At 62.6% G+C, this 24508-nt stretch carries 18 protein-coding genes, 1 tRNA gene and 2 rRNA genes (1 of these 21 only partly in view); 12 read left to right on the forward strand and 9 right to left on the reverse strand.

The features are described 5' to 3' along the window. Nucleotides 1–52 precede the first annotated feature (52 nt). From F3H57_RS20590 to F3H57_RS20600, 3 genes are all read right to left on the reverse strand, one after another. Nucleotides 53–898 (reverse strand): 4-(cytidine 5'-diphospho)-2-C-methyl-D-erythritol kinase, encoded by an 846-nt coding sequence (locus F3H57_RS20590; protein WP_149758606.1) that lies wholly within the window; start codon nt 896–898, stop codon nt 53–55. Continuing rightward, nucleotides 885–2609, reverse strand: coding sequence for a tetratricopeptide repeat protein (locus tag F3H57_RS20595; RefSeq protein WP_149758608.1), 1725 nt, complete (start codon nt 2607–2609; stop codon nt 885–887). The genes F3H57_RS20590 and F3H57_RS20595 overlap by 14 nt, the downstream gene beginning before the upstream one ends. A gap of 115 nt (nt 2610–2724) precedes the next feature. Next, nucleotides 2725–4371, reverse strand: a complete 1647-nt coding sequence (locus tag F3H57_RS20600) for an electron transfer flavoprotein-ubiquinone oxidoreductase (RefSeq protein WP_149758610.1) — start codon at nt 4369–4371, stop codon at nt 2725–2727. A gap of 216 nt (nt 4372–4587) precedes the next feature. Between F3H57_RS20600 and greA the strand changes: the two genes are divergently transcribed. The 7 genes from greA (at nt 4588) to F3H57_RS20635 (ending at nt 11718) form a co-directional block, all read left to right on the forward strand. After that, nucleotides 4588–5058, forward strand: a complete 471-nt coding sequence (gene greA / locus F3H57_RS20605) for a transcription elongation factor GreA (RefSeq protein ID WP_149758612.1) — start codon at nt 4588–4590, stop codon at nt 5056–5058. Nucleotides 5059–5071: 13 nt separating this feature from the next. Beyond that, complete coding sequence (locus tag F3H57_RS20610) at nt 5072–6082, forward strand: hypothetical protein (RefSeq protein ID WP_149758614.1); 1011 nt, start codon at nt 5072–5074, stop codon at nt 6080–6082. Nucleotides 6083–6391: 309 nt separating this feature from the next. After that, the gene (locus F3H57_RS20615) at nt 6392–7879 is read left to right on the forward strand and encodes an aldehyde dehydrogenase family protein (RefSeq protein WP_149758616.1); all 1488 of its coding nucleotides are present in this window, start codon (nt 6392–6394) and stop codon (nt 7877–7879) included. Between the two features lie 49 nt (nt 7880–7928). Continuing rightward, complete coding sequence (locus F3H57_RS20620; RefSeq protein ID WP_149758618.1) at nt 7929–8801, forward strand: NAD(P)-dependent oxidoreductase; 873 nt, start codon at nt 7929–7931, stop codon at nt 8799–8801. A gap of 86 nt (nt 8802–8887) precedes the next feature. Next, complete coding sequence (locus F3H57_RS20625) at nt 8888–9868, forward strand: TRAP transporter substrate-binding protein (RefSeq protein ID WP_149758620.1); 981 nt, start codon at nt 8888–8890, stop codon at nt 9866–9868. Nucleotides 9869–9917: 49 nt separating this feature from the next. Next, nucleotides 9918–10442, forward strand: a complete 525-nt coding sequence (locus F3H57_RS20630; protein ID WP_149758622.1) for a TRAP transporter small permease — start codon at nt 9918–9920, stop codon at nt 10440–10442. Continuing rightward, a complete protein-coding gene (locus F3H57_RS20635) occupies nt 10435–11718 on the forward strand; it encodes a TRAP transporter large permease (RefSeq protein ID WP_149758624.1) in 1284 nt (427 codons plus the stop codon). Before F3H57_RS20630 ends, F3H57_RS20635 begins: the two co-directional genes overlap by 8 nt. Before the next feature lie 81 nt (nt 11719–11799). Here F3H57_RS20635 and F3H57_RS23010 read toward each other — a convergent pair whose 3' ends face one another. The 3 genes from F3H57_RS23010 to F3H57_RS20650 form a co-directional block, all read right to left on the reverse strand. After that, complete coding sequence (locus tag F3H57_RS23010) at nt 11800–12582, reverse strand: integrase core domain-containing protein (protein WP_149758626.1); 783 nt, start codon at nt 12580–12582, stop codon at nt 11800–11802. A gap of 136 nt (nt 12583–12718) precedes the next feature. Next, nucleotides 12719–13210 carry a hypothetical protein gene (locus F3H57_RS20645; RefSeq protein ID WP_149758628.1) on the reverse strand — a complete coding sequence of 164 codons (492 nt, stop codon included), beginning with the start codon at nt 13208–13210 and terminating at the stop codon, nt 12719–12721. Between the two features lie 159 nt (nt 13211–13369). Next, nucleotides 13370–14755, reverse strand: coding sequence for a plasmid recombination protein (locus F3H57_RS20650; protein WP_149758630.1), 1386 nt, complete (start codon nt 14753–14755; stop codon nt 13370–13372). A 477-nt stretch (nt 14756–15232) separates the two neighbouring features. Here F3H57_RS20650 and drt3a point away from each other — a divergent pair, with 477 nt between their 5' ends. The 5 genes from drt3a (at nt 15233) to F3H57_RS20675 (ending at nt 21851) form a co-directional block, all read left to right on the forward strand. Beyond that, nucleotides 15233–16507: an antiviral reverse transcriptase Drt3a gene (drt3a, locus tag F3H57_RS20655; RefSeq protein ID WP_149758631.1), complete on the forward strand. Its 1275-nt coding sequence runs from the start codon at nt 15233–15235 to the stop codon at nt 16505–16507. Beyond that, nucleotides 16500–18416 (forward strand): antiviral reverse transcriptase Drt3b, encoded by a 1917-nt coding sequence (drt3b, locus tag F3H57_RS20660; RefSeq protein ID WP_149758633.1) that lies wholly within the window; start codon nt 16500–16502, stop codon nt 18414–18416. Before drt3a ends, drt3b begins: the two co-directional genes overlap by 8 nt. Nucleotides 18417–18712: 296 nt before the next feature. After that, nucleotides 18713–19210: a hypothetical protein gene (locus tag F3H57_RS20665; protein WP_149758635.1), complete on the forward strand. Its 498-nt coding sequence runs from the start codon at nt 18713–18715 to the stop codon at nt 19208–19210. Between the two features lie 55 nt (nt 19211–19265). After that, nucleotides 19266–19706 (forward strand): hypothetical protein, encoded by a 441-nt coding sequence (locus F3H57_RS20670; protein ID WP_149758637.1) that lies wholly within the window; start codon nt 19266–19268, stop codon nt 19704–19706. Nucleotides 19707–20135: 429 nt separating this feature from the next. Beyond that, nucleotides 20136–21851 (forward strand): recombinase family protein, encoded by a 1716-nt coding sequence (locus F3H57_RS20675; RefSeq protein ID WP_149758642.1) that lies wholly within the window; start codon nt 20136–20138, stop codon nt 21849–21851. Here F3H57_RS20675 and F3H57_RS20680 read toward each other — a convergent pair. From F3H57_RS20680 to F3H57_RS20690, 3 genes are all read right to left on the reverse strand, one after another. Continuing rightward, nucleotides 21808–21884, reverse strand: a tRNA-Met gene (locus F3H57_RS20680). The two genes, F3H57_RS20675 and F3H57_RS20680, sit on opposite strands and share 44 nt — an antisense overlap. Before the next feature lie 103 nt (nt 21885–21987). Next, nucleotides 21988–22102 (reverse strand): 5S ribosomal RNA (rrf, locus tag F3H57_RS20685). Between the two features lie 210 nt (nt 22103–22312). Then, nucleotides 22313–24508 (reverse strand): 23S ribosomal RNA (locus tag F3H57_RS20690) (it continues 1330 nt past the right edge of the window).

The following is a 24508-nucleotide window of genomic DNA, read 5'->3' on the forward strand; positions in this document are numbered from 1 at the left end:
GAGCCGGAGCCATAGAGCGAGGGGCCGGCCCCTCGCGCTCCCCGGAGTATTTTCAACGAGAAGAAGAGGGGGGCGGGTTCAGTGTGACCTCTCGCACCCACCAGTCGGGCTCTGCCTGGGCGATGGCCTTGGCCGCGGCCTCGGCATCCGAGCGCGTGTCGTAGAGACCGAAACAAGTGGCGCCGGAGCCGGACATGCGGGCCAGGCGCGCATTGTGCAGCGCCGAGAGGCACCGCTCGATGACCGGCGCGACGGTGCGTGCAGGAGCTGTGAGGTCGTTGCGCTGGGTGGCGAGCCAGGATGCCACTTCTCGCGGCGTGTCGAGACGCGGAAGCTTCGATGGCATGGGCGAATTGGTGCGGTTCTCGAGCGCGGCGAAAACGGCCGGCGTCGAGGCGGCGATGCCCGGATTGACGAGGACCGCAGGCAAGGGCGGCAGGCCGGGCGCCGGTATATGCCTCTCTCCGATTCCGGAGAGCCGTTGCGCGACCGGATCGAGGCAGACCGGCACATCCGCACCGAGCACGACGCAGTCCCCGGGCAGCGGCAGATCCCAAAGGCGGGAGAGCACACGCAACGCGGCGGCCGCGTCAGAGGACCCGCCGCCGATTCCGGCCGCCGCCGGCAGGTGCTTGTCGAGGGTCAGCCGTGCGCCGCGGGACGGGTGAAGATGGCGGGCGGCGCGCAGAACGAGGTTGTCTGGCCCTGCGGACACGCCGGCCGCCATCGGGCCTGTCACCTCGAGTGTCAGGTCGTCCGCCGGCCCGGCACGCAGATGATCGCCGAGATCGGCGAATACGACGAGCGAGTCGAGCAGGTGGTAGCCGTCGTCGCGCCGGCCGGTGACGTGCAGCGTCAGGTTGACCTTGGCCGGCGCGAGCGCCTCATTGACCTTCATCTGCGGCGACGTCGAGCGGGGGCTCGCCTTCCTCGGCCAGCACGCGGTCGAGGCCAACCTCCAGCTTGCGGCGGATGCGCTCGGGGTCGGCGTCCTGGCTGACCTCCTCGAAATCCACGAATGACAGCGCGCGGTTCCACATGAACTCCGCCTCGCGTTCGCGCCCGACCGCCCAGTAGACGTCGCCGAGGTGGTCGTTCACCACCGGGTCGATCGGCATGAGCTCTGCCGCGCGCTCCATGTGGTCCACGGCTTCCTCGTAGCGACCGAGGCGATAGAGCACCCAGCCGAGACTGTCGACGATGTAGCCGGAATCGGGCTCGATCTCGACCGCCCGCTCGATCATGCCGAGCGCCTCCTCGAGCTTCGTCTGCTGCTCCACGAGGCTGTAGCCGAGGTAGTTGAGGACCTGCGGCTGCTCGGGATTCAGCTCCAGCGCCGCGCGGAAGTCGGATTCCGCCTGCTCCCAGTTGCCCTGCCGTTCGTTGCAGATGCCGCGCGCGTAGTAGAGGAACCACTGCGCGCGGTCCGGCTCATCGAAGGCATCCAGCGCTGCGGAATAGGCCCCCACGGCATCGTCGAAGCGCTCCATCTGGCGGTACATGTCGCCGAGCGAGGACATTACGACAGGCAGGTCGCCATGAGTCTCGGACAGCGATTCCAGCACCTCGACCGCGGCGTCCCCGCGATCGCTCTGCCGCAGGGACTGGGCCCGGCCGAGTTCCGCGGCGTGGTAGGAAGGATGATCGCGCGGAACATTGCGGTAGGCTTCCACCGCCAGATCGTGCTGGCCGATCTCGTCGAGCAGTTCCGCGGTAAGCAGGATCGCGTCGACGTGATTCGGGCGCAGATGAACCGCGACGCGGCTGTAGATCAGCAGGAAATCCGAGGACATGTCGTTCGAGAAGGCGCCGGCGAGGGTGTAGAACACCTCCGCGAGACCGTCCCGCGCGCTCTGGGCGTGGGTGAATGGCACCCGTTCGCCGGCGGCCAGCGCCGCGCGCAATGCGCGCAGGCCCGGGTCGATGTCGGCGGTGAAGGCCTCGTCGATGAGCGTCACCGCTTCGGGGTCGCGGCCGAGCTGGCTCAGCACTTCGGCGCGGGCCATGATCGCGCGGCGGGTCTGTGCGACGTTCTCCATCGCGCCGGAGGCAAAGATCGCCTCCGCCCCCTCGTAGTCGCCGACCGAGGCGAGCGCGAGCGCCTTGTGATAGGCCGCGAATGGCGCGAGCCCCTCGATCCGCGATACCTCGTCGAAGGCGACGATCGCGGCGGACATGTCGCCCTCGCCCAGCAAGGCCCAGGCTTTCAGGAGGCCGTCGACCAGCGTACCGATGCCTTCGCCGTCGTCGATCTGGCGGATCGCGCCGGCATAGTCGTTGCTGCCGAGCCGGTCGGCGATCAGTGCCATCTGCGCGATACGGCTGGTCTGGCCGAGCTCGCCCAGCCTGTCGGCAAGAGCGCCGGCGCGGTCGAAATCGCCGAGCGCAAGATGCGCGAAGATCGACCGTTCGAGCAGTTCGGCCCGGTCGGGATCGTTGCTGATCGTGCGATCGTAGTAGCGCGCGGCGGCCCGGAAATCGCCCATCAGGCCAGCCTGACGCGCGGCGAGGTAGTCGCCCGACAGACCCTGCGCCGCGGCGCCCCAGGGCGCGGCCAATGTCGCCGCCAGCGCGGCGCCCCTGATCCAGTCGCGTGCCCGTCCGGCCATGTCCGACAACTCCCTGATCGCTCTGCGGTGCCAGCGGAGCCTAGCGGTGCGGGCCGGGCCGCGCAACGCGCCAGCGGCCGCCCGGGGCGGACGGCCACTCACAGCTGCGTCAGGCTCACATGTTGGGATAGTTCGGCCCGTCCCCGCCCTGCGGCGTGGTCCAGACGATGTTCTGCGCCGGGTCCTTGATGTCGCAGGTCTTGCAGTGAACACAGTTCTGGAAATTGATGACGAAGCGCGGCTCCGTGTCGGTGTCGACGAATTCGTAGACCCCGGCCGGGCAGTAGCGCTGCGAGGGGCCGGCGAAGGTCTTCCAGTCCTGTTCGATCTGCGTCTGCGGGTCCTTGAGCTTGAGATGCGCAGGCTGGCTTTCCTCGTGATTCGTCATCGCGAAGGACACGTTGGTCAGCCGGTCGAAGCTGAGCTTGCCGTCCGGCCTGGGGTAGTCGATCTTCTTGTGGTCCTCCGCTTTCCCGGTCGCGGCGGCGTCGGTCTTGCCGTGGCCGATCGTGCCGAAGACCGAAAAGCCGAGCGTATTGGTCCACATGTCGAGTCCGCCGAGCGCGAGGCTCGTCGAGAGGCCGTATTTCGACCAGAGCGGCTTGACGTTGCGGACTGCCTTGAGGTCCTTGCCGATGGCGCCGCTGCGCACTTCGGTCTCGTAATCGGTCAGCTCGTCGGCGGCCCGGCCGGCCTTGATCGCCGCATGCGCGGCCTCGGCCGCCGCCTTGCCCGACAGCATGGCATTGTGGTTGCCCTTGATGCGCGGGACGTTGACCATGCCGACCGAGCAGCCCAGCAGGGCCACGCCCGGCGCCACCATCTTCGGCATCGACTGGTAGCCGCCCTCGGTAATCGCGCGCGCTCCGTAGGCGACACGCTTGCCGCCCTCGAGAAGCTCGGCCACCACCGGGTGGTGCTTGAAGCGCTGGAATTCCATGTACGGGTAAAGGTGCGGATTCTCGTAGTTCAGGTGCACCACGAAGCCCAGATAGACCTGGTTGTTCTCGGCGTGGTAGATGAACGACCCGCCCCCGGCATTGCTGCCGAGCGGCCAGCCCATCGTGTGCGACACCGTGCCTTCGCGGTGCTTGGCGGGGTCGACCTCCCAGATCTCCTTCATGCCGAGGCCGTATTTCTGCGGCTCCGAGCCCTTGTCGAGCTCGTATTTCGCGATGACTTGCTTGGACAGCGACCCGCGCACGCCTTCGGACAGGAACACGTACTTGCCGAGCAATTCCATTCCCGGCTCGTAACCGTCGCCCTTGGTGCCGTCAGGGTTGAGGCCGAATTCCCCGGCGACGACGCCGGCGACCTCTCCGTTCTCCCCCCACACCAGTTCGGAGCACGCCATCCCGGGGAAGATCTCCACCCCCAGCGCCTCGGCCTGTTCGGCCATCCAGCGGCAAACGTTGCCCATTGAGACGATGTAGTTGCCGTGATTGTTCATCAGCGGCGGCATCGGCCAGTTCGGCACCCGCACCTTCCCCTCCGCACCGAGGAGATAGAAGTTATCCTTCCGCACGGGCACGTTCAGCGGCGCGCCCTTCTCCTTCCAGTCGGGAATCAGCGCATCGAGACCGGAGGGGTCGAGCACCGCGCCCGAGAGGATATGCGCGCCGACCTCGGAGCCCTTCTCGAGCACAACGACCTCAAGATCCGCGTCGAGCTGTTTCAACCGTATCGCCGCCGACAGGCCCGCTGGGCCCGCCCCCACGATCACCACGTCGTATTCCATCGACTCGCGCGTCGTTTCGCTCATGTCGCTCCCTTTCCGGCCGGGGGCCGCCTAAACCGCTTTGTGAAGTGACGTAACGCGAACCCCGCGCGCGGGCAATTGTGACACCGCGTCCGGACGCGGCTGCTGCCGCCGCGCGCGCAGCCCGACTCCCCTTGAAATCGTGCCGATCATGCGGTGAAGTGCGGTGCTGACACGGGTGGGCGGCCAAAGGGCCGCCCCAAAACGTTTGGACGCATCATGGACAAGATACCGATGACGCGCGCGGGCCACGCCGCGCTGGAAAAAGAGTTGAAGACCCTCAAGTCCGAAGAGCGGCCGGCGATCATCCGGGCGATCTCGGAGGCGCGCGAGCACGGAGATCTGTCCGAAAACGCCGAATACCACTCCGCGCGCGAGAAGCAGAGCTTCATCGAGGGGCGCATCAAGGAACTGGAAGGGGTTCTGTCGCTGGCCGAAGTGATCGACCCCAAGACGCTGTGGGGTGCGGTCAAGTTCGGCGCCACCGTGACCGTCGTGGACGAGGACACCGAAGAAGAGAAGTCCTGGCAGATCGTCGGCGAACACGAGGCCAATATCGAAAAGGGCCTCTTGAACGTGAAATCGCCCATTGCGCGCGCCCTCATCGGCAAGGAAGAAGGCGACAGCGTCGAGGTGCGCACCCCCGGCGGGGAAAAGTCCTACGAGATCCTGAAAATCGACTACGTCTGACGCGAGGGCCGGAATGGCCGACGACAGCACCGCCCGTTCCACGCCGATCGGCGTCTACGACCGCAGCGACCGGGCCGGCCCCTCGACCGGAGAGCTCGCGGCCGCTGCGCTGTCGGTGGTCTGGCTCTTGCTGGCCGGGGGTTATTTCCTGTTCTTCGCAGCGTCCGGCACCGACGGGCTGCGCTTCGTCCTGGTGCTGATGACGGTGTTCCTGCCGGTGGCGATGGTCTGGGTCGCGGCGATGGCCATGCGCTCCACCCGCATCATGCGCGAGGAAAGCGCGCGACTTCAGGCCGCGGTCGACGCGCTGCGCCACGCCTACGTGAATCAGGCGCAGGCCGGAAAGGGAGATCCGCAGGGCACCACGATCTCGCGCAAGCTCGACGAGATCGCGGCGGCGCAGAAGAAGACCGAGACCGCGCTGGCGGTGTTCACCACCACCCGCGGACCGGCGTCGGCCTCGCGCCCCTCCCCGGTCGCCGCCGCCGAGCCGGCCGCCTCGGGCGAGCAGCCGACCCTCGCGCTCGGCACCAGCGCGGAGGACATGGCCCCCGCGCTTCCCAATGCCGACCTCATCCGCGCGCTGAACTTCCCCGAGACCGCGGAGGACACCGACGGCTTCGCGGCGCTCCGGCGCGCGCTCAAGGACCGCACGGCGGCGCAGTTGATCCAGGCCGCCCAGGACGTGCTCACGCTGCTGAGCGAGGACGGCATCTACATGGACGACCTGCGCCCCGACCGCGCCCGCCCGGAAACCTGGCGCCGCTTCGGTCAGGGCGCACGCGGGCGCGAGATCGCGGCGCTCGGGGGTATCCGCGATCGCTCCTCCCTGGCGCTGACGGCAGCGCGAATGAAACAGGACCCGATCTTCCGCGACGCCGCGCATCATTTCCTGCGCCTCTTCGACCGCAATTTCGCGCGGTTCGAGGGCACGGCCACCGATACCGAGGTCTCGGACCTTGCCGACACGCGGTCGGCCCGGGCCTTCATGCTGCTCGGCCGCGTCGCGGGAACGTTCGACTGAGCGGCGGCCTCGGGCTTCGCCCCCCGACCGCCAAGCGGCACGCGCGGAGAACAGCGCCTCAGCCCTGGGATCGCCGTGGTCCACCGCGCATGGCGGCGCGCGGTGATTGCGTTTTGCCGATCGTGGAGACGCCTTAGCCTGGCCGCACCGAAAGACGCGTCCCCCGCGACAGAGATTTCCTGTCACCAAGCACCGCTCCGAAGCCGCCGTCCCGATCGCCCTCGGCACCAATCTACTCGTGGCTTGCGCTCGGAACGAGCTGACGCCATCAACGCCGCAACGCGGCATACCGCGCTTTTGGAGGAAGATATGAAGGATTGGCAGGCGTCAGCGGCAGAGCTCTACGGCGGGAACTTCCGGCCGATGTTCGTGGGCGGAAATTGGTGCGCGGCGCAGTCCGCGCGCGAGATGCAGGCGACGAACCCGGCGGACGGATCGCTCCTCGCGACCGTGCCCCAGGGCGACGCCGCCGATATCGACGCCGCCGTGACAGCCGCGCGGCGCGCGTTCGAGGGACCATGGGCGAAATTCACGCCCTACGAGCGGCAGAACCTGCTCCTGCGCATCGCCGAGCGGTTCGAGGCCGAGTGGGAGACGCTCTGCCTGTCGGACACGCTCGACATGGGGATGCCGATCCAGCGCACGCTCGCCAACCAGCGCCGCGTGCTGGGGATGCTGCGATTCTACGCGGGCCAGGCGGTCAGCGTGCACGGGCAGACCATCCCCAACTCGTTCCCGGGTGACATCTACTCGTCGACTGTGCGCGAGCCGGTGGGCGTCGTGGGCGCGATCATCCCTTGGAACGCGCCGATCGCCGGGTCGGTCTGGAAGATCGCGCCGGCGCTCGCCACCGGATGCACGGTGGTGCTGAAGCCGTCCGAGGAAGCCTCGCTCACCGTCCTGATGATCGCGCGGATCATGCAGGAGGCCGGGCTGCCGGACGGCGTCCTCAACATCGTGACCGGCACCGGCGCCGAGGCGGGCGCGGCACTGGCCGAGCATCCGGGTGTGGACAAGATCGTGTTCACCGGCTCCACCGCCACCGGGAAGGCCATCGCCCGCGCCGCGACCGGCAATCTCAAGCGCGTGTCTCTGGAGCTCGGCGGCAAGTCCCCGGTCATCGTCTGCCGCGACGCGGACCTGGACAAGGCGGTGCCGGTGGCCGCGATGGCGGTCTTCGCCAATTCAGGCCAGATCTGCATCGCCGGCTCGCGCCTCTTCGTCGCGCGCGAGATCCACGACGAATTCGTGCGTCGGGTGGCCGACTATGCCTCGAAGCTCAAGATCGGCCACGGCATCGCGCCGGACACCGATATCGGCCCGATCATATCGGGCCGTCAGGCGGAAAGGATCGAGGGCTATCTCTCGGCCGGCCCGGCCGAGGGCGCCGAAATCGTCACCGGCGGTGGACGCGCGACGGGAACGGGCCTCGATGGCGGGCATTACTTCCAGCCCACGGTCTTCGGCGGCGTCACCGACGAGATGAGCGTCGCGCGCGAGGAGATCTTCGGCCCGGTGATCTCGGCCATGCCATTCGACACGCTCGACGAGGTGGTCGCGCGCGCCAACGCCACGCCCTACGGGCTGGCGGCCGGCGTGTTCTCGACCCACCTGGGCACCGCGCACAAGCTGGCCAACCGGCTCAAGGCGGGCTCGGTCTGGGTGAACATGTACCACGCCATCGACCCGGCGGTGCCGTTCGGCGGCATGAAGATGTCGGGGTACGGGCGCGAAGGCGGGTCGGAACACGTCGAGGAATACCTCGACACCAAGGCCATCTGGATCAATGCGGACTGAAGGCAGGCCAGGCTGAGCGATCCGCCCGCCGCAAAAAAAGGAATTCACCATGAATGTCGGACTGATCGGCGTGGGCCTCATGGGCCACGGCATCGCACGGAACGTGCTTTCGCGGGGCGGCCACGCCCTGACCTTCCTCGACCACCCTGGCAACCAGCCGACGGAGGAGATCGTCTCACTCGGCGGAACGGCCGCAGCCACAGTGGCCGAGATCGCCGCGGCCTGCGACGTCATCCTGCTCTGCGTGACCGGTGCGCCGCAGGTGGAGGCGGTGGTTGACGGCCTTCTGCCCGCGCTGCGTCAGGGCACGGTGGTCGTGGACTGCTCCACCTCGCTGCCCGGGACGACGCTGCGGATGAGCGCGCGCATGACCGAGGCGGGAGGCACCTATCTCGACGCGCCGATGACCCGCACGGCGGCGCACGCACATGCCGGCACACTCAATCTGCTGGTGGGCGGCGAAGCCGAGACGCTGGAGCGTGTCCGGCCCGTCCTCGACAGCTTCACCGAGACAATCACGCATGTCGGGCCGCTCGGCCACGGGCACCGGCTGAAGCTTCTGCACAACTACGTCTCTGTCGGGTTCATGACGCTTCTGGCCGAGGCCGCCGCGCAATCCGCCGACGCCGGCGTCGACCCGTCGGTTCTGGTGGAGGTGCTGGCCAATGGCGGCGGCGCGAGTGCCGCGCTCGACCGGCTCGCGCCGTTCATCCTTGACGGCGATCGCAGCGGCTTGCCCTTCGCCGTCGCGAATGCCGCCAAGGACATCGATTACTACCGCGAGATGGCCGAGGCGGCTGGCGCGCAGCAGACCGTCGCGGACGGCGTGTCGGCCGCGATCCGGCCCGTGTGCGAGGGCGAAAACGGGCGTGCGTACGTACCCGAGATGGTGCGGCTCTTCCGAAAGAACAGCGGCGGTTGATCCGCGCGCGATAGCGCTCACGCGGGCGGGGTTGCCAGCCCAAAAAGCCGCGTGTAGCAACACCTCGAATTTCCAGGGAGGAACACATGACGTATCGTTTCAGCGGGCTCGTCGCAGCGGGTGCGATTGTTGCGGCAGGCGCTCCGGCGCTGGCCCAGACCGAGGTCAAGATCGGCTACGCGCTGGCCCCCGACAGCCATTACGGCGTCGCGGCCCAGAAATTCGAGGAGGTGGTGACCGAGCAGACCGGCGATGCCTTCGAGTTCAACCACTTCCCCTCGTCCGGCCTCGGCGGTGAGCGCGAGGTGATCGAGGGGCTGCAGCTCGGCACCATCGAGGCGACCATCGTGTCATCGGGCACGCTCGCAAATTTCGTGCCCGACACCGGCGTCTTCGACATCCCGTTCCTGTTCCGCGATCTGGAGCACGCGCGCGCCGTCCTCGACGGCGAGATCGGGCAGGAGATCCTCGCCAAATTCGACGATGTGGGCCTGCACGGCCTCGCCTGGGGCGAGCAGGGCTTCCGCCACATCACCAACAATCGCAACGCGATCGAGACCCCGGAAGACGTCCAGGGCCTGAAGATCCGCACGATGGAGAACCCGGTCCACCAGGCCGCGTTCAACGCGATGGGCGCCGCGCCCACGCCGATGGCCTGGCCCGAGGTGATCTCCTCGCTGCAGCAGGGCGTGATCGACGGGCAGGAGAACCCGCTTTCGGTGATCGTGTCGGTGAAGCTCGACGAGGTGCAGGAATACCTGACGCTGTCGGGGCACGTGTATTCGCCCGCGATGCTGCTGGTCTCCAAGCCGTTCTGGGAGGGCCTCTCCGACGAGCAGAAAGAGGCGTTCGAGACCGCCGCCGACGAGGCCGCGAGCGCAATGCGCGGCTTCGTGGACGAGGTCGAGACCACCGGCGTGGAGACGCTCAAGGAGCGCGGGATGAAGGTGAACGAACTTTCCGCCGAGCAGAAGGCACAGTTCCAGGAAGAGATCTCGGCTGCCTACGAAGGCTATTACGAGACCTATGGCCAGGAGCTGGTCGACTCGATCGTAAACTTCGAATGACCGAGTGCCGGCGCCCCATGTGGGCGCCGGCACCGACAGGGGGCCTCGCGTGAAGCGGCTCGAACGCATCTTTGTCCGCGCCAACGCCTGGGCGGTAATCCTGATCCTCGGCGCGATGCCCCTGATCGTCGGGGCGAACATCGCCCTGCGGTACCTGACGGGACATTCGCTTTCATGGGCCGACGAGGCCGCGCGCTACCTGATGATCTGGATGACCTTCGTCGGCGCGGGCCTCGCGCTGCGAATGGGCGCCCATGTCGCGATCACCAACCTGCAGGATGCGCTGCCGGGACGCGGACAGCAGATCCTGCGCGGGGCGCTGGTAATCGGCCTGCTGATCTTCTTCGGCTTCATGGTTTCCGTGGGCATCGAATACGCGCAGCGCATGCAGTACCAGATGACGCCGGCCCTTCGGGTACCGTTCCTCTACGTCTACGCGGCAATGCCGGTGGGGTTCTCGCTGCTGATCGTCCACCTGCTGCTGATCGCGCCGCAATTCGTGACGGCGGGCACCTACAAGGGCGAACGTGCGGCGGGCGAAGATCCGGCCGCGCGCGAGGGCGCGAATGGCTGAGATCCTCTTTCCCGCGCTCTTCGTACTGCTCGCCCTGGGGCTTCCGGCTGCCTTTGCGATGGCGATTTCGGTCTTCGTCGCGCTGAGCTTGGGGTCGAGCTATCCCGACATCGTCGTGGTCAAGGAGATGTTCTCGGGCCTCGACAGCTTCCCGCTGCTGGCGGTGCCGTTCTTCATCCTCGCCGCCGAAATCATGACCGCGGGCGCCGTGACGCTGGCAATCCTGCGGCTGGCGCAGTCGCTCGTCGGCCATCTGCGGGGCGGTCTTGGCCACGCCAACGTCGTCAGCTCGGCGATGTTCGCAGGCATCTCGGGCAGCGCGCTGGCCGATGCGGCGGGACCCGGCGCCATGATGATCCGGATGATGGAACGGGGCGGCTACGACCGCGCCTATGCCGGCGCGCTGACCATCGCCAGCTCGGTCGTCGGGCCGATCATCCCGCCATCGATCACGATGATCATCTACGCCATGCAGGACCAGGAGGTCTCGGTCGGCTCCCTCTTCATGGCGGGGGTACTGCCGGGCATCCTGATCACGGTTCTGGTGCTGCTGGCAAACGCGCGCGTCAGTTACCTGCGCGGCTATGCCTCCGGTGCGCCGATGCCGCCTCTGACAGAGATCGCCCGCATTGCGCTCCACGCCTTTCCCGCGCTCCTGCTGATCGTGCTGATCGTCGGCGGCATCCGCTTCGGCGTATTCACCCCCACAGAAGCCTCGGTCATCGCGGTGTTCTATGCGCTCTTCGTGGCGATCTTCGTCTACCGATCGTTCCGGCTGCGGGACCTGCCCGACACGATCCTGCGCGCGGCGATCGTGGCAGGGGCGGTGCTGCTGATCCTCGGGGCGGCGCGGGCCTTCGCCTGGGTGCTCATCATCGAAGGCATCCCGCAGATGCTGGCCGAAACGATCATCGCGTTGGACCTGTCACCGATCGTGTTCCTGCTGGCGGTGAACGTCCTGCTGCTGGTGTTCGGCCTCTTCATGGACCCTCTGCCCGGGGTGATGATCCTGGTGCCGATCCTGGCGCCGATCAGCTTCGCCCTCGGGATCGACCCGGATCACTTCGCCATCATCGTCATCGTGAACCTGACGCTCGGCCTGACGACGCCCCCGGTGGGCAGCCTGATCTTCGTCGTATCGTCCGCGGTGTCGTTGAAGCCCACGACACTCATCCGCGAGATGCCGCCGTTCTTTCTGGCGCTCGCGCTAGCGCTGTTGGCGATAACCTTCGTGCCCGGCCTGTCGACCTGGCTGCCCAGGGTCAGCGGCTTCTGAGCCGGTAACGCTGTCTACCACGGGCTATGTTGCAGAAAGCCTTTGGGGGATTCATCTCGTGAATCTGACGTTCCCCCTGAATTAGGGCCGCGTTGATCCCGTAATTTTCGGTCGATTTGCAGTGTTGAACGACAGCACGGAGACAGCAAGTGTCTCGAGCGTTGTCGCGGCGATCGTGGTCAGAAACTCCGTTGGGGACAGGTATCGGAGCGCCGAATGCGGGCGCTCGGTGTTGTAGTGGTTGCGCCAGCGGCCGATCTCGTCCCGAGCATGGAGGTCTTGAAAGGCGAAGCGTTCCACGCTGCCGAAGGTGTTCACACCGCGGTAAGAATCGCCGTCTTTCGCGTAGGGGTGGTAGACCGTGACGTCGCCGTCCTCCCGCACGGTAAAGGCGTAGTCGTTGATGCTGCCGTCGAAGAAGGCCACGTCGTGGCCGCCGTCGCCGCCGCGGATCGTGTCGTTGCCTCCGGCCATGACGAAGACATCGTCGCCAGCGCCGCCGTCGACCGCGTTGTCACTTAGATCATCGACGAGGATGTCGTTGCCATCGCCCAGCTCGAAGGGTGCGCTTTCCGTGGTTTCGACGTTGTTGGTCCCGTCGAAGAAGACGAGGCGGCCTTCGCCTTCGTTCTCTTCGGCGTCGAGCGCTGTGTCGCGGACCGGGGCCAGGAGGTGCTGTTCAAGCCGATCCGACGGCTGGAGGACCTGCTGACGGGCAGCGATCAGATGGTGGCGGCGAACGCGCTGCTGCGCGAGCTTCTGGGAGAGGTGTCTCTGTGGGGGGATCCGGAGGCGCGCGATTGTCTGCGTATCGAGATCCGGGGCGAGGTGTCCCGGATCTACCAACCTGTTGGAGAACAGCAAAAAAGCGCCCCGTGGGGCGCTGGTTTGTCTGCGATGCAGATTTCGGTGGTTGCGGGAGCTGGATTTGGTCTCTGGCGAACGGAAGTGGCCGTCACGTGGCGGTAGCCGGCAAAACCGGCCGCCGCCATGTGGAGCCTCATTCGGCGGCGACTGCGTCATCTGCATTAGCCTTGCCGCCCTCGAACTTAAGTCGTAGTTCCTCGAACTTGGCGCGCTCCTTCTCCTCGCGCTCGGCGGCCCGGTCAGCCTTGCGCGCCTCTGCTTCCTCAGTCTTGGCCGCATCGTAGGCCTCTACGATTGCCTCTACCTCAGGCGGGCACAGCGGATGCTCCATGATGGTTCGCCGGTCCTTCGCCGAGGCCGCGCAGGCCAGCGCCGAGATGACCTCGATGCGGGTCTGCTCATTCAGGCTCGGCAGCACCGCCGCGAAGTTCTGGCCGATGGCATTGGCGAAAGACAGGGCGCGGTTCAGCTCGTTGACCGCGGCCTTGGCTACGACACCGGATTGGATGGCTTGGATGGTACGACGCGGGTCGGTCGAGACGGCACCGGCAGCAGGCTGCGTGCTGTTCGACGCCATGGCTCCGAGGAACTGACGGTGAAGGTCATTGTGGTTAATCTTGGACATGGGGATCTCCTTTTTTTGTCCGGTTTAGGGTCAGCCGTCGGCGTGGTGCTGGGGGTATCAACCGCGGCCAAAAATTATGTGCTTTTGTTTCCATCGGCGCCGGAGCCAAAACGGACAACTTTCTCTCGGAAAAACTATAAGTCACGGACATCACTAGATTCATTTTTCGTTAGATGCCTTTGCGTTTGGGTCGGCATCTCCCCGGCGATCTTCTTCCGCGCCCAAATGTCCACGTTTGCGCAACAGTCTCTCCAAGCCCACGACCTGCTTGACGACGGCCTTCCAGGTCTCGCCGGCCCGCTGACGAACGGCGGGCGGAAGGTGCTGCACGACGGCCATGAGCGTCTCGCGCGTGGTCTCGATCTCGGCGAACTCTTCGCGCAGCCGCTCCTCCGCGTCGCCTTGCGCACGAGCGCGCATTGCGGACCAGGCACGACCGAAAATGCCTTCTGCGCGTCGGCGACCGTTCTTCGACTTTGCCAAACGTCGGATCAGGGGCTTGGCAGCTTCGGATGCCTTGCCCGCCTCTGTCACGGCGAGGCGCGGCGTGCTTGAATCGTCCGTCAACTCGAAGAAGTCTTCCGCGAGCCCCTCCGCGGCGGCCAGAACGGAGTCGGCCTCGTCCGCCATATGCTGGGCCGCAGTTTCGCGCGCACCAACCGCAACCGAGCGCGTCTCTGCCGCGGCGGACTCGACGTCGAGGGCCTCCTTGGCTTCCCCGAGCGCCTTTTCCCGTGTGTCGAGGGCGGACGAACGGGCGTTCAGTCCAACGTGGTCAGCCCAGATGGAGGCCGCGACCTCCTGCCGCCACTTCCAGGTGGGCTTGTGCTGAACCGGGTCCGGCCCCTTCATCCCTGCGGCTTTCGCCTGACGCGCAGCGAATGCCCGCGCTTCCCCGCGCAACAGTCCGGCTTGGGCGAACCACACGCCTGCGATGTCCTGCGCCAGCTCGTAGGATTGGATCGCCTCGTGCTTCGAAGGGATGAGCATCGGCCGTCCGTGCTGATCCTCGCCCCGCGGCATGATCACCGCGTGGATGTGATAGGTCTTCTCGTCGCGATCGGCACGGGCGTGCACGACGTCCTCACCGAAGTTGTAGGTCAGCCACCCGATGGCGAGATCCTCGAACTCCTTCTCGCGCCGGCGCTTTGCCATCTTGCCGCGCCAGGTCGCCTGATCACCCGCGGCTTCGAACCATTCGGCATGGGCGGTGATGATCACTTCGCGCATCGGGCCGTGCTTCGACGGCCGCCAAGGATCCTTCGGTCCTTCGATCATGCGCTTTTCGATTTCACCGACACGCTTCCGCTTCTTGAGCTTTGTCAGCTCGTTGGCGAAGCTCTCCATCCGCATTTCGTCGATCTCTGTCAGCGCTTCCCTGGCCCAGGTCTCGCTGCCGATCAGGAGCTTGTTGAGCCGGGTGCGGCTTCGATCGACCTCGCAGCGATCTTGATGTTTCCGCAGGCGATGCAGTTCGAAACGGGACAGTTGCTCGGGGCGCAAGCCCTCGAAACGCAGGACGATGGGGTGCTGGGAAGTCGACACGTTGGATGCTCCGGATGAAAACCGGAGTAGACGTGGTGTTCTTTGTTCCCGCGCAAAAACGAGAGCGTGCACGGGGGTGCAGGGGAAAGTACTCACTAAGTAGACCGCACTCCCGCACCGTTGGTGCCTCCGTTCGGTCTACCCGCTCGCCCGGGGCGCTGCCCCGGAACCCCGCCCGCCGGGGGCGCCTGTGCGGCGGGCACTCCTGCGCGGAGGGCGGCAAGGTCATCGTTCCGCACTCCCCTTGCAACCCCTGCTCCCGGGGGAGCGTCGTTCCGCACTCCTCCCCCGAACCCCCGCCTGCTCGCAGGGGCCGTTCGCCACGCCCCTGCACCCCTCGGCGGCCACATCGGCCGATCAACGAACGCACACACAAGACTGCCTTTGCTCTCCACATTTCGCCGGCATATGCTCACCACAAACGATAAGTGATCACGAGGACTTCGAACCAATGCGAACGGAAATGCGCCGAAATAAATGCTAACCTCTGCCTTTTCTCCACAAGCCATCGCAAACTGTCTACGTGTCGGAGACTCCGGGCGATGGGGAGTCGATCTGGAAACAGGCAAGGACGCTTTGATCAACAGAACGATTTCTCGCCTCGATACCGCCCCGCCCACACTAAACTTAGGCCACAAGAATACGCCCAACGGGAAGGCGAGGTACTACGCGCAAGATTTTGAAACTGACCTGATACTTCGGGCCACCTATCGTAGGCTGTCCAAGCAGTACTCCGTTCGGCCGCCAAATAGAGACCTGATGGTTCTTGGCCTCCAAGAAGCTCTGAGTGAGGCGTCACCTTTCATAGTTACAAGATGCGACGTCAAAGGGTTTTATGAGAACATAGCTGCGCGAAAACTGAACCAGCAAATCATATGCGATACTCGTACGGACCCAAGGATCCGGACAATCCTTCAACACCTGCAAGATACAGACGTAATCGCAGAAACATCTGTACCGAGAGGGCTTGCGCTCAGCACGCTGTTGTCCGAAATCTACCTAGCAGAGTTTGACAAAACCATTCGAAGGCTTCCCAACGTCCACAGGTATTTTCGATACGCAGATGACATCGTCGTTTTTTCACTTCCCGATAAGCCTACACTGGATCGCATCAGTGAAGAGCTCGCGGAAATTGGACTCGAGCTCAACGAAAAAACAGCAGAAGTCTACATTAAATCTATGAAATCATCCCAAACCGCAGACCCGCGCTTGGAATCATTCAACTTTTTGGGTTACGGCTTCAAGATTGATAACGTGACGAAAAGCTATCAAACAAGAGCATTTGACGTTGCAATCGCCCAAACAAAACTAAAGAAGCGCCAGTCACGTATGCACCTCGCATTCAAGGACTTCTCCCAGAATGGAAACACCGATCTTCTTTTGGACCGGTTGCAATTCCTGACCTCTAATTATTCAACATACAAGACTCGGCACACTCGCGGCGCACGCAAGCAGAAGATAAGAGCGGGAATATACTACAACTACAAGCACTGCGGTCAGTTCCCCTCGAACAAGTCAGGAAGAACAAAAGAGCCATACAACGCCAAAGAGCTGGCCGCCCTAGATGCTCACATGAATGCATTATTGTTTGGACCGAACAGTACCTACTCCACTGCAATAAACGCACTACCCGCACCCATAAAAGAGCAATTCAGGAGGCTGAGCTACCTCCAGGGATACAAAAAACGAATCGACAAGCGCTTCACTAGAGCGCGAATGCGACAAATATGTCGGATTTGGATCAATGACTAATATCGACTCAAAGATGAAAGAACTTCGCGCACTCTTAACCGAAACGTTGCCCTATGAACTGCCCTTTGGCTTTACGAACGAAAACTTCTTTCTTTCTGAGCTGAAAATCGGCGACCTGAGCGACGCTCAACGAAAAAAGTTGGATTTTGTGAGACGATCCCGGAAGGGCTATACAAAGCCCTTCTCATACAAGATTAACAGATCGCATCGCGAAAAAAACACTATAAGCATCATTCACCCTACTATACAGCTTCGGATAGCCAAGCTGTATAGCGAGTTCGAACAGACAATATTGCAATCTTGCGCGAGGAGTCCGTTTTCGCTCAGATATCCGGCCGCTTCGCAACGCATATTCACTAAGGGAAGTTCAAAAGATGTCCGGAGAAGGTGGGAAGCTGACCTGCCAGACGATTTACCTGGGCAAAAAATATCGACCCCCTATGTACCCTCATACTTTGCGTACCAACGGTTCCTACTTCTCGATAGGTTTTTTTCTTCCAACGAGCTGGTTCGCCTTGAGAGCCGGTTCTCACGGCTCCGAACCCTCGATGTATCGCGCTGCTTCTTCAATATATATACGCACTCAATTTCTTGGGCTGTTAAGGAGAAAGATTTTTCTAAAGATAATTCGAAGATGTACTCTTTTGAGCAACAGTTTGATGAGGTTATGCAGTACGCGAATTACAATGAAACCGCGGGACTCTTGGTTGGACCTGAGGCATCAAGAATTTTCGCCGAGATTATCTTGCAGCGCATTGATCTGGAAGTTGCGGCCTCGGCCGAACAAACGGGGCTAAGAGAAGGTCGAGACTATACGGTACGAAGATATGTAGACGACTTCCATATCTTTGCAGACGAAGAAGGTACGCTCGATAAAATTGAGCGCTTTCTTTCCGACAGCCTCGAAGAGTATAAAATGTTTCTGAACTTGGACAAAGCTAGAGACTTTGAACGGCCTTTCGTAACTTCCGTTTCTAGAGTTAAATTCGAAGTACATGGAGTCGCAAGGCGAATTGAGGAATGCCTAATTAAACGACCTCAGGCAGATGATGAACCAAGGAAGCAAACTAAGAAAGCAATTAGGTCCTCCTTGGACGCGCTTCGGCACATTGGTGGCTCCGAAAGAGCGGCAATGGTAAGCTCCACCTCCGAAATCTATGGAGCGCTCCATTCGTCGATTGCAAAAATGTCAGAATTCGCCAAAGAAGACCTTAGCGAAGACGAATGGATCGATCTTTCCGAGCGCGCGAAATTTTTGGTTCGCATGCTTTATTACCTACTCTCCTTGGACTTTCGCGTTCCTCCACTAATTCGCTCGGCGGAAATCCTTAGAAAGCTTAGCGAACTTCTAACCAGAGCTCCCGAAGCCATGTCGCACGACATCAGGTCGTATGTCATTTTTGAGACTGATCAGTTGATTTCATCTAATTACGACTCGCACGGATCGAACTTGCCTCTTGAAATTGCGAACGCTTTCCTCATAGGGCTTCTCATTGACCCTGGGCTTTTTGTTTCGCAAGCGGGCGCGAAGTTAGTTCTGTCAGACATCCTTGAAGAAAAAAAGACATGCTATTTCTCTATGTTATGTCTGCTTCATGCACACGGGAGCGCAGGAAGCGTAGAGGCTGGCGAGTTCGCGATCGCAATTCGAAATCGCGTCCTATCCGATGAATTTGACATTCATAAAAGCTGTGAAGATCACCTTATTTTCTGTGACTTCGTTTCCTGTCCTTACGTGGATTTTGACCTCAGATGGACGACATTTAATGATGTTACGGGAGGAGTTGAGATAGGTAAGGAAGAGTTTGACAAAATCTGTCCCCACCTTAGATTTGTGAATTGGCAGGAGACCGGAATTCAGTTCGCGATCTTGCAGAAACGCTTGCCTCCAGTATACTTTTCAAGTTAGTGAGATATTGACGGTGTGGTTCCTGCGCTAGATCGCTGAAGGTGCTTTTGCATTGGATGCTTCCATCTTGGCCAGGCCTTTCTTTTGGCTTGACCAGTTGGTCTTACACACATGAGCGTGTTCCACATCGTCGCAACTCCACATTTTGGCACGAGCAAGTAGTCGCGCACTGTCGCGTCAAGAATCGTCCAGACCTCCGAACGGCTGCGCGCTCAATTTGACGCGCAGCCGTTCGGAGGTCTGGAGCAAGCAGGCTGTCCAGCTGGCGTCGTTGTCCCACGCCACAGGAGGCCTTCATGTATCACCACCCCCAACCCTTCACGCCGGCCGGCAATAGCGTGCATCTGCAGCGCGGCGATGTCGTGCTGTTCCACTTTCCTCTAGCCGAGGAGGATGACGAGCCAGGTGCGCCGAAGCGCCGTCCCTGCCTCGTGCTCGACACGATGACCAAGGGCGACGAGCGCTTCGTGGAGATCGCCTACGGCACGTCGGCGGACACGCGCGCGAACCGCGGCTACGAAGTCATCGTCAAGCAGTGCGCCGCGCGGGAGACAGCCGGGCTGTCGAAGCCCACGCGGTTCGTCTGCGCACGGCGCATCATCGTGCACGTGAACCACAGCGGCTTCCACGGACGCTCCAAGAGCCCGCACATCATCGGCCGCCTCGATGAAGCTCTGCTGGACCGGATGAACGCCGTCCGGGCACGGATCCAGGCCGAGGCCGACATTGCCGCCTACTACTACGAAGAACAGCGGAGGGAAGAGCAGGCGCGCGAAGACCGCGGTTTCCAATAGGGAACCGCGCTCTCGCCGCTGCTCCTCCCCTCTCAATCAACACAAGGAAAGACCAATGGATATGCCATTCAAATCCGCCTCCGAGATCACCGCAATGGCCGCTTCGTGCTTCCCGCTGGCGCGGGCCGCCGCCACGGGGATCGACCAGGACGTGCTCGACCTCGTCGCGCCCAAGCCCAAGCAGGAAGCCAAGAAGCTGGCCGCGCTGCTGCGGGCCGGCAACATCTTCGACAAGGGCATCCTGGCGATGCTCCACGAGCTCGTCGGCGTCCTCGACGCCGAGATCGCCGAGGGCACCTACGTCGAGACCCGCTACGACCACAGCCCGGAGAACGTTTCCGACTACAAGACCTGGGGCCAGGAACGCCTCACACCGGAGGCTGATCGCCTGTCGAACGCCCTCGCGGTGCTGATCGAGCTCTACGCCACCCTTTCGGCGGTGCACGACATCCTGCGCGCCGAGAAGGCCCTGGAGGGGCTGCGCACCGCAGCCTGATGAGACACGCGGGCTGGAACGCCCGCGTCAGGGCGTGCCGACGAACCTTCTGCTGCTACCAGATGTCGGCGCGCCCGCCAACGAGAAGCCCGTGCAGGTCCTGCCTGCACGGGCTCGTCAATCACACCCGAGGGCTCGGCTCTCGCCAGTCTGTCGGTTTTCGGTGTCCACAGCCGAAGGAGAAGCGCATGGCCCTCGCGAACCTGATTGACCTCATCGCCGAAGTTGCCGCTAAGCGGACTGCCCGGGAGGGCAACACGAAGGCGGACACTCCGGACGCGGTAGTCGCGTTGTGCCGTTGGATTCGGGCCAATTTATGGAACACCCGTCATATTTTCATCCGGATTTCAGTGTTTGGAGTAAGACTGGACAGCGCGTGACGAATGCGTCAGCTTCTGTCGCCCGGCCGCTCCCTGTTGAAGGTTTCGAATGATCCAATCCGCCAAGCCCGTCCGCGTCGCCATCTATGCACGCTATTCGACTGACCTGCAGAACCCGACCTCGATCGAGGACCAGGTGCGGCTCTGTCGCCAGCACGCGGCACGACAGGATGGCTGGACCGTCGTGCAGGTGTTCGAAGACGTGGCGATCAGCGGCGCTACGCGCGGCCGCCCCGGCTTCGAGGCATTGCAATCCTTCATCGCGGAAGGCGGCTGCGACGTCGTTCTCTTCGAACATCTCGACAGGCTGGCGCGCGACCTCGAGCTGTTGATGCTCTTCTACAAGAAGGCCAACTACGCCGATGTCGAGATGCACCAGCTCCATCGCGGCAAGCTCGGGATCTTCGATATCGGGATCCTCGGGACCTTCGCACAGTTGTTCCTGGAAGAGCTTTCGCACAAGACCCGTCGCGGCCTCGTCGGCCGCGTCGAGGCCGGCAAGAACACCGGCGGACGGGCCTACGGCTATCGCTCGGAGGCCTTGCCCCTGCGTAACGGAAAGTCGGACGGAAGCGTCATGCTGATCGACCCCGAAGAAGCCGCGATCGTGCGGCGCATCTTCGAGGAATACGCCGCCGGCAAGTCGCCGCGACAGATCGCGGCCGACCTAAACGCGGCCGCCGTCCCTGCCCCCCGTGGACGCGGCGAAGGAAGCGGTCACTGGAAAGCCAACACGATCTACGGGCACCGCGCGCGCGGCACCGGGATCCTCAACAACGAACTCTACATCGGGCGGCACGTCTGGAACCGCCAGCGCTACTCCAAGCACCCCGAGACCGGACGTCGGGTCTCCAAGCCCAACCCGCCTGAAGAATGGCTCACCACCGAGAAGCCCGACCTCCGGATCATCGACGAGGCATTGTGGGATAAGGTCAAGGCCCGGCAGGACCTGATCGACAGCTCCCGTACCCGAGCCGAAGCTGACGGCAAGGCCGCTGCCGGAGCGTCACAGAGCGCGCGGCGACGCAAGTATCTGCTCTCGGGGCTGCTGTGCTGCGGCCAGTGTGGCGGCAATCTCACCGTGGCCGGCAAAGGCGCCCGGCGGCGCTACTACTGTGCCAATGCCAAAGAGAAGGGCGAGGCCGTCTGCACCGGCATGCCGGGTCTCGCCGAGACCGACGCCGCCGAGGCGATCCTCGGTGGCCTGCGTGAGCGGCTGATGCAGGAGAAGGAATACGAGCAGTTCCTGGCGAGCTACCTCGCCAGGAAGCGCGCGGAGGAGCAGGAAAGCGGGAAAGTGCTCCAGCGGCACGACGCCCGGATCCGAGAGGTGGAAAAGGAACACGCGAACCTCGTGCGTGCTGTAAAGGAAGGCCGGTTCTCCAACGTGCTGATCGAACAGCTGGAAATGGCAGACGGCCAGCTCAAGGCGCTACAAGCCGAACGCGACGCGCTCATCCCTGCGCCGATCGCGCTGCCCGAGGACCTGCCCGCGCTCTACCGAGATCACGTCGAGGATCTTGTGGGCACCCTCACCGACGAGGCCGTGGCAGGCCCGGCGGCGGACGAGCTGCACACGCTGCTCGACACGGTGGTCGTCTCCTGGGACGATGAAGCGAGCCTCCACACGCTGGAGATCCGTGGCAAGCTGTTGGAACTGTTGAGCTTTGGGGACAGCAAAAAGGCCGCGACCCTTTCGGGTGCGGCCTGTTCGCTAAAACTGGTTGCGGGAGTAGGATTTGAACCTACGACCTTCAGGTTATGAGCCTGACGAGCTACCGGACTGCTCCATCCCGCGCCAATTGGGCTTTGTCGCCCGTGCTCCGCGCCTGTTTTTGATTGGTGCGGAGGGTGTTTGGTGTCATCGTATTCGAGAGATACGTATTGGCGTGTCTTGCTAGGTTTGGCGGCGACCTACTCTCCCACGTCTTGAGACGCAGTACCATTGGCGCGACGGCACTTAACGGCCGGGTTCGGAATGGAGCCGGGTGTTTTGCTCGTGCTATGACCACCAAACCGAGAAAGACACGGCGCGCATCCGCGCGCCGTGTCTTTCTCGGTGGCCGGGAGCGTTTTTGCGAGGCAAAAGCGCGTGGCCACACCGCAGACATGCCGGGTGCGAATACGCTCAATCAACATGCGCTTATGGCGCGTCGTTGTCCTGATCTTGTTCACAAGGGGTATGCTTTTCGACCAGAGGACAGGGATGCCTGTCTGTTTCTGGATCGAACCAAGCCTGTCGGGCCATTAGTACTGGTCAGCTGAGCGTGTTGCCACGCTTACACCTCCAGCCTATCGACGTGGTCGTCTACCACGGCCCTCGGGGAGACCTTGTTTTGAGGGGGGCTTCCCGCTTAGATGCCTTCAGCGGTTATCCTGTCCGATCATAGCTACCCTGCACTGCTGCTGGCGCAACAACAGGTCCACCAGTGGATCGTTCAACCCGGTCCTCTCGTACTAGGGTCAACTCCTCTCAAGTCTCCTACACCCACGGCAGATAGGGACCGAACTGTCTCACGACGTTCTAAACCCAGCTCACGTACCTCTTTAAACGGCGAACAGCCGTACCCTTGGGACCTGCTCCAGCCCCAGGATGAGATGAGCCGACATCGAGGTGCCAAACACTGCCGTCGATATGGACTCTTGGGCAGTATCAGCCTGTTATCCCCGGCGTACCTTTTATCCGTTGAGCGATGGCCCTCCCACTTGGGACCACCGGATCACTATGGCCGTCTTTCGACTCTGCTCGACTTGTCAGTCTCGCAGTCAGGCTGGCTTCTGCCATTGCACTCAACGAGCGATTTCCGACCGCTCTGAGCCAACCTTCGCGCGCCTCCGTTACGCTTTAGGAGGCGACCGCCCCAGTCAAACTACCCGCCACAGAGGGTCCCGGAACCGGATGACGGTTCGCGGTTAGACACCAAGCGAGGCAAGGGTGGTATCTCAAGGGTGGCTCCACCGGAACTGGCGTCCCGGTTTCAAAGCCTACCACCTATCCTGCACATGCCTGGCCTGGTGCCAGTCTGAAGCTGTAGTAAAGGTGCACGGGGTCTTTCCGTCTAACCGCGGGTAGCCGGCATCTTGACCGGCAATTCAATTTCGCTGAGTCGACGTTGGAGACAGCGGGGAAGTCGTTACGCCATTCGTGCAGGTCGGAACTTACCCGACAAGGAATTTCGCTACCTTAGGACCGTTATAGTTACGGCCGCCGTTTACCTGGGCTTCAATTCGGAGCTTGCACCCCTCCTTTTAACCTTCAGGCACCGGGCAGGCGTCAGACCCTATACGTCGCCTTGCGGCTTCGCAGAGCCCTGTGTTTTTAGTAAACAGTCGCCACCCCCTGGTTTGTGCCCCCGGACATCATAGCCCGGGCCTCCTTCTCGCGAACTTACGGAGGTATTTTGCCGAGTTCCTTCAACGTCGTTCTCTCAAGCGCCTTGGTATTCTCTACCAGTCCACCTGTGTCGGTTTCGGGTACGGTCCGAAGGAGGGCTATTTCCAGGGACTGCCGCATATATGCCCCAATCCGATAAGGGACATACGACTCGGACAATCCGTCACCATCTCCTGGCCCAGGAATATTAACCTGGTTCCCATCGACTACGCCTTTCGGCCTCGCCTTAGGGGCCGGCTTACCCTGCTCAGATTAGCTTTAAGCAGGAACCCTTGGACTTTCGGCGGGAGTGTCTCTCACACTCCTTGTCGCTACTCATGTCATCATTCTCGCTGGTGATCGCTCCACCGGTAAACCTTACGGTCCGGCTTCTCAGCAAGCCTCTCTCCTCCAATGATCCCGAAGGATCGAAGGAGGAATGAGACTATGTCACACCACGCTCCGCTACCACGCTCTCGCGTCCTCAGCTTCGGCTCATGGCTTGAGCCCCGTTACATCTTCGCCGCAAGACAGCTTGATTAGACCAGTGAGCTGTTACGCTATCTTTAAAGGATGGCTGCTTCTAAGCCAACCTCCTGGTTGTTTTGGCCGTCTCACCTGCTTTCCCACTTAGCCATGAATTGGGGGCCTTAGCTGGAGGTCAGGGTTGTTTCCCTCTTCACTACGGACGTTAGCATCCGCAGTGTGTCTGCCATCTAGTACTCCCGGGTATTCGGAGTTTGGTTAGGATCAGTAAGCCTGTGGGGCCCCATTACCCATCCAGTGCTCTACCCCCCGGGGTATTCGGATGACGCTCTACCTAAATAGATTTCGCGGAGAACCAGCTATCTCCGAGTTTGATTGGCCTTTCACCCCTAGGCACAACTCATCCCGACCTTTTTCAACAGGTGTGGGTTCGGACCTCCAGTACGTGTTACCGTACCTTCATCCTGGTCATGCCTAGATCACTCGGTTTCGGGTCTGATCCATCCAACTGAGACGCCCTATTAAGACTCGCTTTCGCTGCGCCTACACCTAACGGCTTAAGC

Source organism: Roseivivax sediminis, from assembly GCF_900112685.1.
GTDB lineage: Bacteria > Pseudomonadota > Alphaproteobacteria > Rhodobacterales > Rhodobacteraceae > Roseivivax > Roseivivax sediminis.